This is a genomic window from Lysinibacillus sp. 1 U-2021 (genome assembly GCF_029916965.1).
In the GTDB taxonomy this organism is placed as follows: Bacteria; Bacillota; Bacilli; order Bacillales_A; family Planococcaceae; genus Lysinibacillus; species Lysinibacillus capsici.
Map to the genome: position 1 here is coordinate 2,062,775 of NZ_CP123966.1, position 16,333 is coordinate 2,079,107.

16 protein-coding genes, 1 riboswitch and 1 other annotated feature are annotated in these 16,333 nt (G+C 38.0%); of the genes, 1 reads left to right on the forward strand and 15 read right to left on the reverse strand.

Features of this window, described 5'->3' with window-relative positions; translation table 11 throughout:
• Positions 1 to 21 precede the first annotated feature (21 nt).
• Positions 22 to 729 carry an RNA polymerase sporulation sigma factor SigK gene (gene sigK, locus QH639_RS10495; protein ID WP_004226867.1) on the forward strand — a complete coding sequence of 236 codons (708 nt, stop codon included), beginning with the start codon at positions 22 to 24 and terminating at the stop codon, positions 727 to 729.
• A gap of 331 nt (positions 730 to 1,060) precedes the next feature.
• Here the strand turns inward: sigK and mtnN are convergent, their stop codons facing one another.
• The 15 genes from mtnN to hpaB all read right to left on the reverse strand — a co-directional run bounded on the left by mtnN (position 1,061) and on the right by hpaB (position 16,222).
• Complete coding sequence (gene mtnN, locus QH639_RS10500) at positions 1,061 to 1,753, reverse strand: 5'-methylthioadenosine/S-adenosylhomocysteine nucleosidase (RefSeq protein ID WP_281116035.1); 693 nt, start codon at positions 1,751 to 1,753, stop codon at positions 1,061 to 1,063.
• Between the two features lie 60 nt (positions 1,754 to 1,813).
• Positions 1,814 to 2,473 carry a YrrS family protein gene (locus QH639_RS10505; RefSeq protein WP_131520520.1) on the reverse strand — a complete coding sequence of 220 codons (660 nt, stop codon included), beginning with the start codon at positions 2,471 to 2,473 and terminating at the stop codon, positions 1,814 to 1,816.
• 143 nt (positions 2,474 to 2,616) lie between these two features.
• The gene (gene greA / locus QH639_RS10510; RefSeq protein WP_004226860.1) at positions 2,617 to 3,105 is read right to left on the reverse strand and encodes a transcription elongation factor GreA; all 489 of its coding nucleotides are present in this window, start codon (positions 3,103 to 3,105) and stop codon (positions 2,617 to 2,619) included.
• 175 nt (positions 3,106 to 3,280) lie between these two features.
• A complete protein-coding gene (gene udk / locus QH639_RS10515; RefSeq protein ID WP_004226858.1) occupies positions 3,281 to 3,919 on the reverse strand; it encodes a uridine kinase in 639 nt (212 codons plus the stop codon).
• The gene (locus QH639_RS10520) at positions 3,919 to 5,199 is read right to left on the reverse strand and encodes a peptidase U32 family protein (RefSeq protein WP_131520519.1); all 1,281 of its coding nucleotides are present in this window, start codon (positions 5,197 to 5,199) and stop codon (positions 3,919 to 3,921) included. The genes udk and QH639_RS10520 overlap by 1 nt, the downstream gene beginning before the upstream one ends.
• A 14-nt stretch (positions 5,200 to 5,213) precedes the next feature.
• The gene (locus tag QH639_RS10525) at positions 5,214 to 6,146 is read right to left on the reverse strand and encodes a peptidase U32 family protein (RefSeq protein ID WP_131520518.1); all 933 of its coding nucleotides are present in this window, start codon (positions 6,144 to 6,146) and stop codon (positions 5,214 to 5,216) included.
• A gap of 5 nt (positions 6,147 to 6,151) precedes the next feature.
• A complete protein-coding gene (locus QH639_RS10530; protein ID WP_131520517.1) occupies positions 6,152 to 6,784 on the reverse strand; it encodes an O-methyltransferase in 633 nt (210 codons plus the stop codon).
• Positions 6,785 to 7,070: 286 nt separating this feature from the next.
• Complete coding sequence (mltG, locus tag QH639_RS10535; protein ID WP_048392143.1) at positions 7,071 to 8,198, reverse strand: endolytic transglycosylase MltG; 1,128 nt, start codon at positions 8,196 to 8,198, stop codon at positions 7,071 to 7,073.
• A 149-nt stretch (positions 8,199 to 8,347) separates the two neighbouring features.
• Complete coding sequence (locus QH639_RS10540) at positions 8,348 to 8,875, reverse strand: DUF1292 domain-containing protein (RefSeq protein WP_131520516.1); 528 nt, start codon at positions 8,873 to 8,875, stop codon at positions 8,348 to 8,350.
• 345 nt (positions 8,876 to 9,220) lie between these two features.
• Complete coding sequence (locus tag QH639_RS10545; RefSeq protein ID WP_004226842.1) at positions 9,221 to 9,529, reverse strand: DUF1292 domain-containing protein; 309 nt, start codon at positions 9,527 to 9,529, stop codon at positions 9,221 to 9,223.
• Between the two features lie 18 nt (positions 9,530 to 9,547).
• On the reverse strand, positions 9,548 to 9,964 hold the full coding sequence (gene ruvX / locus QH639_RS10550; RefSeq protein WP_004226840.1) for a Holliday junction resolvase RuvX: 417 nt from the start codon (positions 9,962 to 9,964) through the stop codon (positions 9,548 to 9,550).
• Between the two features lie 2 nt (positions 9,965 to 9,966).
• Positions 9,967 to 10,233, reverse strand: a complete 267-nt coding sequence (locus tag QH639_RS10555; protein WP_004226839.1) for an IreB family regulatory phosphoprotein — start codon at positions 10,231 to 10,233, stop codon at positions 9,967 to 9,969.
• A gap of 88 nt (positions 10,234 to 10,321) precedes the next feature.
• Positions 10,322 to 12,982, reverse strand: a complete 2,661-nt coding sequence (gene alaS, locus QH639_RS10560; protein WP_259419333.1) for an alanine--tRNA ligase — start codon at positions 12,980 to 12,982, stop codon at positions 10,322 to 10,324.
• A gap of 87 nt (positions 12,983 to 13,069) precedes the next feature.
• Positions 13,070 to 13,285, reverse strand: a binding site (T-box leader).
• A gap of 68 nt (positions 13,286 to 13,353) precedes the next feature.
• Entirely contained in the window at positions 13,354 to 14,319 is a 966-nt protein-coding gene (gene corA, locus QH639_RS10565; protein WP_131520515.1) for a magnesium/cobalt transporter CorA, read from the reverse strand.
• 246 nt (positions 14,320 to 14,565) lie between these two features.
• Positions 14,566 to 14,731: riboswitch (M-box (ykoK) riboswitch) on the reverse strand.
• 57 nt (positions 14,732 to 14,788) lie between these two features.
• Positions 14,789 to 16,222 carry a 4-hydroxyphenylacetate 3-monooxygenase, oxygenase component gene (hpaB, locus tag QH639_RS10570; RefSeq protein WP_281116036.1) on the reverse strand — a complete coding sequence of 478 codons (1,434 nt, stop codon included), beginning with the start codon at positions 16,220 to 16,222 and terminating at the stop codon, positions 14,789 to 14,791.
• Positions 16,223 to 16,333: the final 111 nt, after the last annotated feature.

Below are 16,333 nucleotides of genomic sequence, written 5' to 3' on the forward strand. Positions count from 1 at the left end.
GGGAAAGGATGAAATCTTTCAATGAGCGGAATTTTTACATCGATGTTGCAGTTATGGCTTGAAATCCCTGCGTTGCTTGGCTATTTAAAGGGGCAAACATTCCATAAACCCTTTTCAAAAGAAGAGGAAGCTGCTTGTATTGAACGATTTTTAGGTGGCGATGAGCAAGCGCGTCTTGATCTAATAGAACGTAATATGAGGCTTGTCGCACATGTCGTTAAAAAATTCCATCCAAAACATGAGCAACTCGATGATTATATTTCTATTGGAACAATTGGACTAATGAAAGCCGTTGAGAGCTATACTCCTGATAAAAAAACTAGACTTGCCACATATGCAGCTCGTTGCATTGAAAATGAGATTTTAATGCATCTACGCACCCAAAAGAAAGTGCAAAAAGACGTTTCGCTATTTGAGCCGATTGGAACTGATAAAGATGGGAACGCACTGCAAATTCGCGATTTACTTCAGTGTGATGAAGAAAGTGCCACAGAGAAGCTAGAGCATAAAGAGCATGTAGCACAACTATACCACTATTTGCATATGCTCGATGAACGTGAGCTCGAAATTGTGACACTCCGTTATGGCTTAAATCAACAGGATGCACTTACGCAAAAGGAAATTGCAGCACGCTTAAATATTTCACGTAGCTATGTATCTCGCATTGAAAAACGGGCACTTATTAAACTCTATCAACTATATAAACGAGACCAAAAAACTATTGAATAATATATTGTAAAATGGTTATGAAAAAAATTCAATCCTTCAATGGCGGAAGAATATGCCTATTTCATGGCATATAAAAAAACTCCTTTGCGACATGACTATGTCGCAAAGGAGCTTTCCCGTCATACTAGTGTGCTGATTCAGATAGTTCTGCTGAAATCAACGTACCTATTAAAGTTGTAATAATGACTACACCTGCTGTTAAAAATAACATCATGAATGCCTCCCATTCTATTATGAAGAGATTGATTAATGTCAGTGTAGCATTTGTTTTTTGTATCAACTGTGATTTTTCTCACAGAATAAACCACACATTTTGACCATTCTGTGTAGTTTATAGTGAGGAAATTGCTTTTAATACGACTTGTGTCGAATGTTTTGCAGCAACTGGTAAAAATTCATCAAAGCTAATATTCGATTCTTTACCTGCAATATCTGATAATGCACGAATGACTACAAAAGGTGTAGCAAATTGATAACAAACTTGTGCAACTGCAGCCGCTTCCATCTCTACAGCTTTCATTTGAGGGAAATGGCGACGAACAGCCTCTACACGTTCAGGATCATTCATAAAAGCATCCCCAGAGCAAATTAAACCAACGCCATACTGGTGCTCTCCAACTGCCTTTACAGCCTCCTCAGCTACCTTCATCAATTTCTCATCTGATTTATATGCTGCTGGCATACCAGCCATTTGTCCAATTTCATAGCCAAAGATTGTGACATCTACATCGTGGTGACGAACTTCATCAGAAATAACGACAGCGCCTACCTCAAGTGCTTCATCATACCCACCTGCAGAGCCTGTATTAATGACAACATCTGGTTTAAACTCATGTAAAAGGATTGTCGTAGACATAGCAGCATTTACTTTACCAATACCGCTTTTTAATAATACGACTTCATTTCCTTCAAAAGTTCCTGTTGTATACTCACTACCTGCAATCGTTGTGCTGTGTGCATCGTCTAATGCTGCTCTTAGAAGCTCCACTTCCTCTTCCATTGCGCCAATTACTGCAATTTTCATCTACTGTTACTTCCCTTCTTTTATCAACTCTATTAAAAATAATCAAAAGAGTGATTTTCGTCAATAGGCGCCTTCTAATGTATTTAGTTGCTCAAGCTTCACTGGCTTCCAACCTTCATTATCAACCCATTCCATACTTACACGATACATTTGAGATTTATCATTGGTCGAAACAGTAGCAATGGATGAATTAGGACCACCATTATTTTGCATACGCCAGATGATCATATTGCTTTGGTCAATACCAGTCACCGTAGATACTGTTGCTACTTTCTCAGCCCAGTCTACAGACTTGTCGTCATATGAAGACACATGCTGACCTGTTTGAGTTGTTGGTGTTGGCTGCCAATTTTTATTCGTGATAACCTTCTCAACAATAGGATTATCTGAGGCTGATTCTTCTGCTGTGCCTTGTTCTTCCTGGGATGTCTCAGGTTCTGATTCTTCCTCTGAAGGTTTATCTTCTTCTACAGCTAGATCTTCTTTTTCTTCATCCGTCGGTTCTTTCTCTACTTCTTTTTCTTCATCACCGCTCTGTTCTTCTTGAGCTGGTTCCTCTTTCACCGCTTGATCTGCATCATCTTGCCATTTAAACACATAGGTTGCTGTGATAATAATGAGGACAACCACAACACCAATTAAAATATTCAATAGTTTATCTAGCTTTTTATTACGAGATGGCTGCAAATGACGACCACTTCGAGTTTGTCGTTCACTCATAATGTCTCCCCCTCTCTAGGCAATATTCTATCAAGTTCGACAGCACTTGCAAAATAATTCTACTCACTATTTTATTAAATAGTTTTCACGCTAAAAATGGTACAAGCAGTCAGCCAAAGGCTAACTGCTTGTACCTATACATATTATTTAATTGAGAGAATTTTCACTTTCATTTCGCCGCCAGGTGTTTGAACGACAACCTCTTCACCTTCAGCACGACCAAGTAGACCTTTTGCAATTGGTGATTCATTCGAAATACGGAATTCCATAGGATCTGCCTCAGCAGAACCAACAATTGTATAAGATTCTTCATCTGTTGATGGCTTACCATTGATGATTTCTACGAATGTAACCGTTTTCCCTAATGATACTACACTGTTATCTGTCTCGTCTTCAGAAATAATCACTGCATTGCGAATCATAGATTTTAATGTTGAAATACGACCTTCTAAAAAGGCTTGTTCTTCTTTAGCAGAATCGTACTCAGCGTTTTCAGAAAGATCTCCAAAATCACGTGCTATTTTAATGCGTTCAACGATTTCTTTTCGTGTTTCAGTTTCTAATTTTACTAATTCTTCTTCTAATTTACGTTTTCCCTCAGCTGTCATAGGGTACTGTTTTTCATTTGCCAAAGTCCTTCACTCCTTGTTTCTTCAATATAAAAACATAAAACTCGACTAAATGCATGGAAGATGCATCTAATCGAATTTTATTATTTTTAAACGTTTTCAAATTACGCTTTGACCTAATAGTATGCATGCTTTTTCAAAATATGCATGTAAATATTGTCAATACCACTCTATCTTATTACAATACGTTGTCGGTTTCAAGAATAGTTTTAATTTTCGTTACCATTAAATCAATCGCCACCTCATTATCCCCACCTTCAGGAATAATGATATCAGCATAACGTTTCGTTGGTTCAATAAATAAATTATGCATCGGTCGAACCGCTGATAAATACTGCTCAATCACCGAATCCGTTGTACGTCCACGCTCTTTAATATCACGCATAATGCGGCGAATAATACGTAAATCTGAATCTGTATCCACAAATAATTTAATATCCATTAAATCACGTAAATCAGCATCCTCTAAGACTAGAATACCTTCTAGTATAATAACATCTACTGGTTCAACGTGTATAACTTCTTCTGCCCTTGTATGCTGGACGTAATCATACACAGGTTTTTCAATTGGTTGACGCACTAACAACTTTTTTATGTGCTCAATTAATAAATCATTATCGAAAGCTAACGGATGATCGTAGTTAGTTCCTAAGCGTTCTTCAAATGTTAAATGACTTTGATCCTTATAATAAAAATCTTGTTCAATTACCACAACAGAATGCTCACGGAAAACATCATAAATGGCACGCGTCACGCTCGTTTTTCCCGAGCATGAGCCACCTGCGATTCCGATGACAACAGGACGCTTCACTGCCATTAGTTATTCTCCTTTCGCATCATGTTATGCGGCTTCAATGGTGTCTCACATTTAAATTTGACAATTTGTAATGGATGACGAGCTGCATCTAGGCTATTGCCATCCTCGTCCCAAATTTCACCCATTGTTAAACGGAAATTCTCAATTTCAGGACCAAAGAATTCTACTTCGTCACCAGGTTTAAAATAATTACGCTGTTGCATTGTCACTATTTTTGTCTCTGGATCATGCTCTAAAATAAGTCCAGCAAATTCATAGGTTGTTTTACGACCATGCACACCAAACATCTGCTCCTCAAAGCCAGGTGCATCATGGAAGAATGCTTCAGCCGTATCACGGTTAGCACATTTGTCTAATTCCTCTAGCCATTCACGTTTAATTTTAAAGTTATCTGGATCTGCACAATAAGCATCAATCACTTTACGGTACACAGAAACAACTGTCGCTACATAGTGAATGGATTTCATACGACCTTCAACTTTTAACGAGTCGATACCTAGCTCAATCATATGAGGAATCGCTTCAATTAATTTTAAATCTTTTGGACTCATCGCAAATGGTGCATGACTCTCATCGAAAAGTGCTTTTTCTTCACCATCTTCTAATTCATATAGATCGTAGTCCCAACGGCATGATTGGCAGCATCCCCCTCGGTTTGAGTCACGAGCCGTCATATGATTAGAAAGAACGCAACGACCAGAGTAGGCAATACACATTGCTCCATGAACAAAGGCCTCAATTTCAATGTCGACCTTTTCCTTCATCAGCTTCATTTCTTCTCCGCCCACTTCACGTGCTAATACAACACGATGTAAACCTTCTTCTTTCCAGTACTGCACGGCCTTCCAGTTGGACAATGATTGCTGAGTAGAAAGGTGAATTTCAAGCTTAGGTGCTGCTGTACGACATGTTTCAATAATGAGCGGGTCTGCTACAATAATACCAGTTACGCCGACTGATTCAATATCCTTTAAGTAACGCTCTAAGCCATCCATATTTTCATTGTGGGCAAAAATATTTGTTGTTACATATATTTTCGCACCATATTGATTGGCAAATTCTACACCTTCACGCATCTCTTCAATTGAAAAGTTATCCGCATTCGATCGTAGACCAAACTCTCGCCCACCGATAAATACAGCATCTGCTCCGTAATGGACAGCTATTTTTAATTTCTCTAAACTACCCGCTGGAGCAAGTAGCTCTGGTTTTTTAGTAATGACACGTTTACCGTTGACAATCTCACGGATTTTGTCATTTTGCTCTAACGCTAATGCCATGTTATTGTCCCCTCCTAGTAAACTGTTTCCTTAAAGATAAAGCCTGTATCTAATGGTCTAATAGCTGGTTGCATATCTTCAATTTTTGCTAATAAATCGTCTTTTATTTCTTCATATGCCTCTTCTGATTCGTCAAAATACGTATCGATCGCTTTTCGATAAGCTTCTGTTACTGCGACTACATAGTCTGGCGTTTGAAGAACACCTTCAATTTTTAGAGCATCGATGCCACCTTCAAATAATTCGCCTAGTTCATCAATAATACACATATCATTTGGACTGAAAATATGTGTACCATTTACATCTTCATATATTGGATACTTATTATTTCGTTCATCATCATGTAGGAACATATTACGATTTTCTTGGCGATTTTCAATCGCCATTACTTTATCTTGATATAAGAAATAATGGCCGAGTAATGGACGTTTTGATTGGAACATACATGTCATTCCATGTACTTGTACTTCAATTTCCATCTCGGTATTTTCTTTAATTTCTAATACTTCATCAAGAGAAAGCTCACGCGCTAACACAGCACGCGTTGCACCACGTTGCCCCCAGTAATTAGCCGTAAACCAGTTTGTAGCTGTCGTTTCTGGATTCCAATGTAACGGGATCGTAACACCTTGCTCTCTGCGAATAATGAGTACCGCTGGATCACCGTAAATTAAACGGTCCACACCGATACGTTGCATTTCTTTTACATAATCAGCAAGTGCCTCTAGTTTCTCATTATGGAAAAGTGCATTGACTGCAACATATACCTTTTTACCCGCTTCGTGTATAAGCTTTGTCGCTTGTTCTACTTCTTCAACTGAGAACTCTCCTGCTAGACGTAGACCAAATTGTTGTTCACCAATAACAAAAGCATCTGCTCCAGCAACTAAAAGTGCTTTTATATGTTCTAATGATTGTGGTGTCACAAGCAATTCTGGTTTTTTCATAGTAGTCACCTCTTCAAACATAGTAATAAACCATCACCGACTGGTAAAAAAGCACTTGTATACTCCGGGTGCTGCATAATCCAATCCGTGAAGTTTTTTAAATTGCGTATCATTGTTCGCTTACGACGTGGAACATCCTTCAACTCTAAATCAGACAAACCATGCATGTACATATTATCGATATACAATACCCCTCCTGATTTTACTAAAGGTGCATATTTTTCAAAAAAGCGTTGGTATTGTCCCTTCGCAGCATCAATAAAGACCGCATCGAATGTTGTGTTAATAGCCTCGTCATCCACTTCTAAAGCGTCACCCTCAATGACCGTAATTCGATCGGATACAGTCGAACGTTTAATATAGGCTTTTGCCCTTGCTACACGATCTTGATCACGTTCAATTGTAACAATTTGGACATGAGGCAATGCCTCTGCCATACGAATAGCAGAGTAACCAATTGCTGTACCTATCTCTAAAATTTTTGACGGATTCTGAATACGCAACAGTTGATTTAATGCATCAATACCTGCTAGTTGCATGATCGGTACGTGATGCTCCTCCGCATATGCTTCCATTTCTAAAAGCAATTCATTACGTGGCTGTATAAATGATTGTATATATGCATCTGATAATTCCATTGTTTCCACCCTCATTTAAAAGGCAACGAGCGTTTGCCGTTGTCTGTACTTCATCATTTATCAACAAAAAGAAAAAGACCAAACGTGATGTCTTGGTACTTTGCCATACAAAAATGAGCAATTGCTTCGATATGCTCAAACAATTGCCACCACGCATATTTGTCCCGCATAAATGAACGGATTGATCAAAAATCACACTTTATAATAGCATGAAAATAGAAGGAAAGCTATTTTTCTTTCCTTCTATCCATCTGTTTGCTATATGATTTTTGTTCTTCCTATACGTTTACTCTTCTTTTCGTAAATATTTTTCTACCTTCTGCAAATGCTCATCATAGGTTTTTGAGAAGTGGTTGACACCCTCTTTATCTGCTAGGAAGTAGAAATAATCTGTTTGACTTGGATTTAATGATGCCTCAATCGAGGTTTTACCTGCACCCGCTATTGGACCAGGTGGTAGACCTTTATTTTTGTATGTGTTATAGGCATTATCCACTTCTAAATCCTCATATAGAACACGATCCTTGTGATCACCCAGTGCATAGAGTACGGTTGGGTCGGTTTGGAGTGGCATCCCTTCATTGATTCGATTATAGAAGACACTTGCAATAGTCTCTCGATCCGTTTGAGCAGTCGCTTCTTCTTCCAATAATGAAGCAAATGTTAACAGCTGATGTACGGACATTTGTTTTTCAGCTAATACATCACTATAGTTCTTCACCACATTGTTCATGGCTGCTATCATCTCTTCTACAATCGCTTGTAAGGATGGTTTTTCCTCATAATAAGAATACGTAGCTGGATATAAATAGCCCTCTAAGTCATAGCGAATATTGTCAGCTAAAACCGCCTCTGTAACTAGCTCAGGATAATTAGCCATCATTTGCTGAACAAATGTGTCACTCGTCACAAGATCCATAAATTCTTTTTGTGTGTACGGTGTTTTCTTTTCAATCACTTTCCCAATTTGTTCAAGTGTTAAGCCTTCTGGGACTGTCATCGTAAAGACAGGCTTACGATATACCTTCCCTGTTTTCAAGCTTTCAATGAGTTCATCAAATGTCATTGCCTGTGTTAAATCATAATTTCCCGCTTGAAATTGTGATTCATTTTTAAATTTTGCATAGTATTTAAAAACACGTGCATCTTTTATGACACCTTTTTTCTCTAGTAGTGTTGAAATGGAGGACAAACTAGAGCCAATTGGTACTTCTACTGCAATTGTTTTCGTTGCATTAGGGTCTAATGGTTTTAGAGCACCTTTTACATAATTGTACCCAAATAAACCAACAACTCCAATTATTAGTACGAAAACAATGGCAATAATTGCGACGATTTTTCTCACCATTTTTACCTCAGATTTTCTTTCTTGCATTTTTGAAAACATTTCTTGTTTTTTTGAACCGTTATCCACGGGTTTCCCCCCTATCACTATTCAATATCATACTAGAAATCAACTTTCACGACAAACAGAAATCGACAATTCAGGAGAAATTACATATGTAAAAAATCTGCCAACAACTTTCGTTAGCAGATTTTTGAGCATTCTAGAAATAGTTTATCCTATAAAGTGTTTAATACTTCTTCTACAAATTCCCATTCTTCATCTGACTCAATCGGGTATAACTCTTCAATCTGGCCTTCATTTCCAGCTAGATATTGGGCTGCAAAAATATCACGCTCATCAATCGGTTCATCTGTTGCTGGCACATATAATACATACGATTTACCGAATTGCTCAGATGAAAATGTATGAATGACTTCGCACACTTGATCTTTTCCTTCTTCGTCTGTCACAGTAATTAGCTGTGGTTCTTCTTCAAATTCATCAAGTAATGTTAACACCACTTCATTAATCATTTCCCATTCGGCATCTGTTTCAACAGGCTGTAAATTTGTCATCTCACCTGTATTGTCATCATAATCAAAAGTCATCGCCGAAAGGTCTCCTGGAATTTCTTGACCTGTTTCATCTAGAAGGGAAAATAACACATAGGACTTGTCCTCCGCATCAAAGGTAAAGACCACACGACACTGCTGTTCCTTACCATCTTTCCCAATGATCATAAATTCTTGCGTTTCTTCATTCATTCTGTTTCCTCCTTTATGACAATTTGATGTCATTTATTAAATCGTTTTTTTGAGGTTAGACACTTTAGAATAGCTTCTCCTATTTTTGAGCAAGTTTTCCCTGCATTTCTTCTCTACCTTTGAGCAGGTTCTCGATGTTTGGAGTGGGGCTTGGAGCGGTTACACTCTATTTCTAAGCGAATCCACAAACTTTATGAACGTTTCTCAACAATTGTGGATCAAATTCACACATCTACAATGCATTCATTCTTCAATTTAACAATCCTTCTACATTAGAAAAGCTTCAATAAAAAAGGAACAAGGACTGCAAGCTGCGATCCTTGTTCCAAGCTTTGAGTTAGAAGATTAGTCTTCGTTTTCATCCTCTAAAGCGTTTAAAACGTCCTCTACCATATCCCACTCTGCTTCAGTTTCGATTGGTGTTAATTCACCATCTTCACCATTTTCAGATGGTACAAATGAAGATACAAAGATTTCAACTGAGCCATCTTCATCTTCCTCTGCGCCTACCATTGAGTAAAACACATATGATTTGCCAAACTCTGGAGATTCATGAACGTGAATCACTTCACAAAGCTGCTCGTTTCCGTTTTCGTCAATCACTGTAATGTGTTGAACATGTAGTTCTTCTTCATGGTTATGCTCGTGTGCCATGCATTGTCACCTCATCAATTAATTTTTGCTATCTAAGTAGCCTTGTAAAATCATCACAGCTGCCATTTTATCAATGACCTGCTTGCGCTTTTTGCGACTCACGTCCGCTTCGATCAGCATACGTTCAGCAGCCATCGTCGTTAAACGTTCATCCCATAATTTGACCGGTAGTGAGAAATGCTCTTCTAATAGCTTTTTATAGTTTTCAGAAGCCTCTCCACGCGGTCCAACCGTATTATTCATGTTTTTTGGAAAACCTACAACAAATTCTGTTATAGTATATTCCTTTACTAGCTCAGCGATACGGTCAATACCGAACTCACCATTAGCTTCATCAATTTTTACGGTTTCAATACCTTGGGCGGTCCAACCAAGTGCATCACTTACAGCAACACCCACAGTTTTTGACCCAACGTCTAATCCCATAATTCTCATTTCTAGTCCTCGTTATTCTTTTTGATATAAAATTTAACAAGCTCCTCTAGAATTTCGTCACGCTCAAGCTTGCGAATTAAATTACGAGCATCCTGATGGCGAGGAATATACGCCGGATCACCAGAAAGTAAGTAACCAACAATCTGATTGATAGGGTTATATCCCTTTTCCTCTAATGAAGAATGAACTTTCAACATTACCTGCTTGACTTCCTGTTCCATTGATTCTTCTGGAAAATTAAATTTCATCGTTTGATCAAATGAACTCATGACCAGCACCTCGCTTTCAGAAATAAGGAGATGTGCAAACAAGCTCATCTCCAATTTCTCTTTATTATAACATGTTTTGGTGAATTAATTAAATGGATTTAACATAATCATACACAGAAAGTAGTGCTTCATCAAGTTTTGATGCATCTTTTGCACCTGCCATCGCCATATCTGGACGACCGCCACCTTTACCACCACATGCTTCCGCAACCATTTTCACAATATTCCCTGCATGGTAATTGCCACCAACTAATTCTTTTGAAACACCAGCACATAACATAACTTTTTCACCATCAACTGCTCCAAGAACAATGACTGCTTTTGGCATTTTTGCTTTCAGGTCATCCATCATTTGACGGAGTTGATTGTTATCCTTCGCTTCCACTTTTGTAGATAGCACTGTCACATCTCCAATTGTTTGAGCGGCATCAACAACTGCCCCTGCCTGTGCATTGGCGATTTTTTGAGATAATGCTTCGTTTTCACGTTGTAATTCTTTATAGTCTGCTTGTAATGCCTGTACTTTTGTAACAATATCTTTAGCATTTGCTTTTAATAATGCTGCTGCATCATTTAATAATGCTTCTTCTTCTTTTACTGCTTCATAAGCAACTTTTCCTGTAACAGCTTCAATACGACGAGTACCTGCACCGATACCACCTTCTGAAACAATTTTAAAGAAGCCAATTTCAGAAGAGCGTTTAACATGGATACCACCACATAGCTCAATCGAATAATCTCCGATGGATACTACACGTACAACATCTCCATATTTTTCACCGAATAATGCCATAGCACCCATTGCTTTTGCTTCATCAATGCCTTTTTCTTCAATAATGACCTCTATATCATCCCACACTTTTTCATTTACAATACGTTCAATTTGCTGTAATTCTTCTTTTGTAACTTGACCAAAGTGAGAGAAATCAAAACGTAAACGATCAGGTCCTACATATGATCCAGCTTGGTTCACATGATCACCTAGCACATCTTTTAATGCACGTTGCATAATATGTGTTGCCGTATGGTTTTTAATGATTAAATTACGGTCATCACGATTGACCACTGCTTGCACTGCATCTTCCACATGCATTTCCCCAGATTCAACTACTACTGTATGAAGCGGTTGACCATTCGGTGCTTTTTGAACATCTTTTACAACAGCCGTAAAGCTATCATTTGAAATAGTACCACTATCAGCAATTTGACCACCCATTTCAGCGTAGAATGGTGTCTTCGCTAAAATAACCAATGCTTCCTGACCTTCAGAAGCGACTTTCGCAACTTGACCATTGACGATCATTGCAGCGATTTCAGTATTAACACTTAACGTATCATAGCCAACAAATTCACTTGCAACCGTTAAGTTTGCTAATACTTCATTCTGGACTTGCATCGAATCAACATCTTGTCGTGCAGCACGCGCGCGTTCACGTTGCTCTTCCATCGCTGCCTCAAAACCTTCATGATCTACTTTCATGCCTACTTCCTCTGCATATTCTTCCGTTAGCTCGATTGGGAAACCATACGTATCATATAAACGGAAAGCATCTGCTCCTGGGATGTAATCATGACCAGCTGCTTTTTGAGATTCCACTACTTCATTAAAGATAGCTAAACCACCATCTAATGTTTCGTGGAAACGAATTTCTTCATTTTTAATGACACGTTGAATAAATTCGCATTTCTCTGTAACTTCTGGATAGAAGTCTTCCATAATTTTACCCACAGTTGGTACAAGTTCAAACATAAATGGTTTTTCAATACCAATTTGTTTAGCATAGCGAACGGCACGACGTAGTAAGCGACGTAATACATAGCCACGGCCTTCATTTGAAGGCAGGGCACCATCGCCTATAGCAAATGCTACTGTACGGATATGGTCTGCAATCACTTTAAATGGTGTATTAATATCTTCATCTGAGCCAAAGATTTCATTTAAGTCTACTTCGCCAGGTCGTTTATATTTACGATTGGCAAACTCCTCGATTTTTTCAATAATTGGCATAAATAAATCAGTATCAAAGTTTGTTGGTACATTTTGCACGACGGACACAATACGCTCTAAGCCCATACCTGTATCAATATTTTGCTTTGGTAGTGGCGTGTAAGTGCCATCAGGATTATGGTTAAATTGAGAGAACACAAGGTTCCAAATTTCTAGGTAACGCTCATTTTCTCCTCCTGGATACATTTCAGGGTCATTTTCATCTGAGCCGTATTCTACGCCGCGATCATAAAAAATCTCTGAGTTCGGACCAGATGGGCCTTCTCCTATATCCCAGAAGTTCCCTTCTAAACGAATTAAACGTTCTTCTGGAATACCGATTTCCTGATGCCAAACATCATATGCTTCCTGGTCTTCTGGGTGAATCGTGATGGATAATAATGCTGGATCAAAGCCCATCCATTTTTTATCTGTTAAAAACTCCCAAGCATAATGAATTGCTTCTTTTTTAAAGTAGTCACCAATAGAGAAGTTTCCTAACATTTCAAAGAATGTATGGTGTCGAGCTGTTTTCCCAACGTTTTCAATATCGTTGGTACGAATCGATTTTTGAGCATTTGTAATACGTGGATTATCAGGGATAATACGGCCATCAAAATATGGTTTCAAAGTTGCAACACCTGAGTTGATCCAAAGAAGTGATGGATCATTTATTGGCACAAGTGGTGCTGATGGCTCATGATGATGCCCCTTTTCTTTAAAAAATTCCAAATACATACGGCGAATATCTACTGCTTTCATTGGATAAATTCCTCCTATTTTATATTGTAAAATCACGATACGAATCCTGCGATTTACCGAAGAAAATAAAAAAAGCCCTCATCCCCAAAAAGGGACGAGGACTTGTCATTAGTCTCGCGGTACCACCCTAGTTGTAAGTAAAAACCTTACTTACCTCTTTAGCACTTGTAACGTCAGTGAACGGCAGGGATTAGCTGCACTCTGGAGTAGCTTTCGGCATTTGCTGTTGTGAGGATTTTTTCAGCCTAGAAATCCCTTTCTTGTGCACACACAAATACGTACTTTTTCCATCATCGTTTTTACTTTTTCTATCGAAAATTATAAAAAAAATCTATTGCGCTGTCAATTAGTACTAGTATGACTAACACTAACTAAGCAATCATTTTTTTGAAATATATCCACATACCCCATGTAAAGATAACTAAGAAGGCGCTAATTGCAATAGTTGTATAAGGGGTATCTTGATAAGGCAAAGGTACATTCATTCCAAAAAAACTAGTAATTACTGATAGTGGTAACATAATTGTCGAAATGACCGTTAATAAATTCAGCTTTTCAATGGATTTCCCACTGATAATTGAAAAATACGTATCAAGCGTGCTGTTCACTAAATCGCGATATGTCTCTGTGGAGTCGACAATACGCTCTAGATGGTCATTCAAATCTTTATAGAATGGAATATTTTCTTCTTGAATATCAAATTTCCACTGGCCATTGATTGTAGAAAAAATTCTTCTTTGTGGCATAATGGCCTGACGAATTAAAATAATTGTCCGCTTCAATGCAAGAAATTCCTCTGTCACCACTTTTGGTTGATAATCATAAATTTCTTCTTCTAGTTCATCTATACGTGCGCGAATTCGTTCTAATACTGGGAAGTATTCGTCTGTAATACCGTCAATAATTGTATGCAATAAAAAATCAGTACCCTTTTCCAAAAATCTTGGGCTATTAACACAAACATTTTCCATTTTTCCTAGCCATTGCAACTTTTGTTTATGCACAGTCACAATATAGTTTGGTCCCATAAAAATATTTAACTCAACGGTTGTAATTTCATTGTTACTTTTCTCATTATAAATTGGTGCATGGAGCACAAAAAATTTATAATCACCATAACTATCCATTTTTGGACGTGAGCCTTCATGTAAGCAATCTTCAACTGCGAGTGGATGAAAGCCAAATACATCAGCTATATTATTCAATTCATTATAACTATAAGCATATAAATCTACCCATAATAAATCTTCGTTATGAATAGGGAGTTGTAAATCAATCATATTGAAATCATGTTGGACTGTCTTACTGCAGCTATTATAATAGTGGATTTTAATCATTGCATTTCACCTCGTGTTTGTTATTGAGGGAAACAAAAGGTCATCCTGAATCACCCTTTGTCTGCATCGGTGATCAGAAATCGATGACTTTTTATGTGTTTCCGTTTGCCTAAATGATACTTATTCGGTTCAGGACTACTATCCATTTCTCATCACCTTCCTTCCATAACAAAAACACGCCTTCGACGAATGAAGGCGTGTTGAATACACATATCAAAAAAATAGCAATAAAATACATTGCATGCTTGTTACCTTCAAACGTTGAGTTTTAGCACTATGCGGCATAGGAATATGTCCAGCTACGTTAAAAAACACCTTATTTCGATGATTTCTGTTGACCCATTGGCGTCTCTCGACATTTTTGGGTAGTAGCGTATCTCCAGCATAGGAGCCTCACCTAACGAAGGGAGTCTTATTTTTTTATTCCTGTAAATGATAACGGATAGTTTCACAACTGTCAAACTTTCTATCATTCATTTTTCAAAAAGTCTTCCACTCTTTGCACTAGATGCTCTCGTTGATAAGATTGATAAAGCAGGCTAGATAAACGTACAGGATCACCAAAGAAAAAGCGTTCGTACAATGTCTGTCTTGTGCCAAAACTACTCATCGTTAAATCCCAAGCTAAACGGAATTTCTTTACTCGCTCTTCTCCTTTGTCTTTGAATGATTGCAAATAATGTTCAAGATCACCGTCATCCGTTGCAAAAGCTTTTGCACTCGGTATAGACATTAATCCACTTGCTCCCAGTTGCTGGATGATATCTGTAAAGGTAGGATATACTTTCGGGAAGATATGAATAGCGACCTGTAATGTTGATTGGTCTGGTCTGATATAGCCAAAGGAATCCCTTTGTGCCTCAATTTCTGATTTTAATTGCAATGCTTTCATCGTTTCTAATGCTACGATGACATCTACCACTTTTTGATGGACATGTTGGTAATCCCCAATATTTATGGAATCCACAATCATTTGTACAACCCCTAAGATGAATTCCGTCTTAGCAATTTGACGTGATAGCACATGATGCAAAGTATACGCTTGGAAGCCACTAACATTCATAAATTGATTGGCTACTTCAACATTTTCGTAATAAAATACTCGTTCCCAGGGGACAACTACATCCTCAAACACAACGATTGCATCCATTTCTTCAAAACGTGCACTTAACGGATAATCAAAGGTAGAATCTCCCCCTACAAATGATTGCCGGCATAAAAACTTTAAGCCTTTCGTGTTACTTGGAATAGAAAACCCGAAACCTTTTCCTTCATCATAGCCATTTGTCGATAAAACAAGAAGCTCATCTGTGATGCCACCCTGTGTCGCTAGTAATCTTGCCCCTTTAATGATTAAGCCCTCACTTGTTTTCCCAATGATTTTAGCTGCAATGGTTACTTCTTCATCCTCATAGTAAAAGCGCTTGCGATTTACCTGTGGTTCGATAAAGGTATGTGTCATCGTAATATCATTCTCGCGAGCATACTCATAGAACTTTAGCAAATGCTCTGGGAAACAATTTGGCTTCTCTTTTAAAAAATCTGACGCTGATGCAAGGGCCATTAATGTTGTATTCATATAATCAGGGCTTCTCCCCATAAAGCCTTGAGAAGATAATGCCCATTCCCTTGCCGCTTGGCGCCTTTTCACAAGATCTTCTGGCGTCAATACTTGAAGAAATGACATGCCAACTTTCTGTTTACTAGTTGGCGATTCATAGGTCATTTTTTCAAGAAGTGCCTCTTGATGTTGTAAATCAAAAAGTTTCGCTTGACTCTGGATAATTCCTTTAAAGGCAGGATGTTCTGACACCTTTCCTGTCACGACTTTCCCATCTATCGAAATATACGTTTTTAAAGCATCAATTCGTTCAATATACTGCTGCCCTGTCATTATCGGCATGCTGTCACCCCTATATATTCCCTATGTTTTTGTACTCATCTAGTATATGAAATGTCCAAATATTAGGTGACGATACATCAATTAGAAAAACCCGATTAGACAGTCTAATCG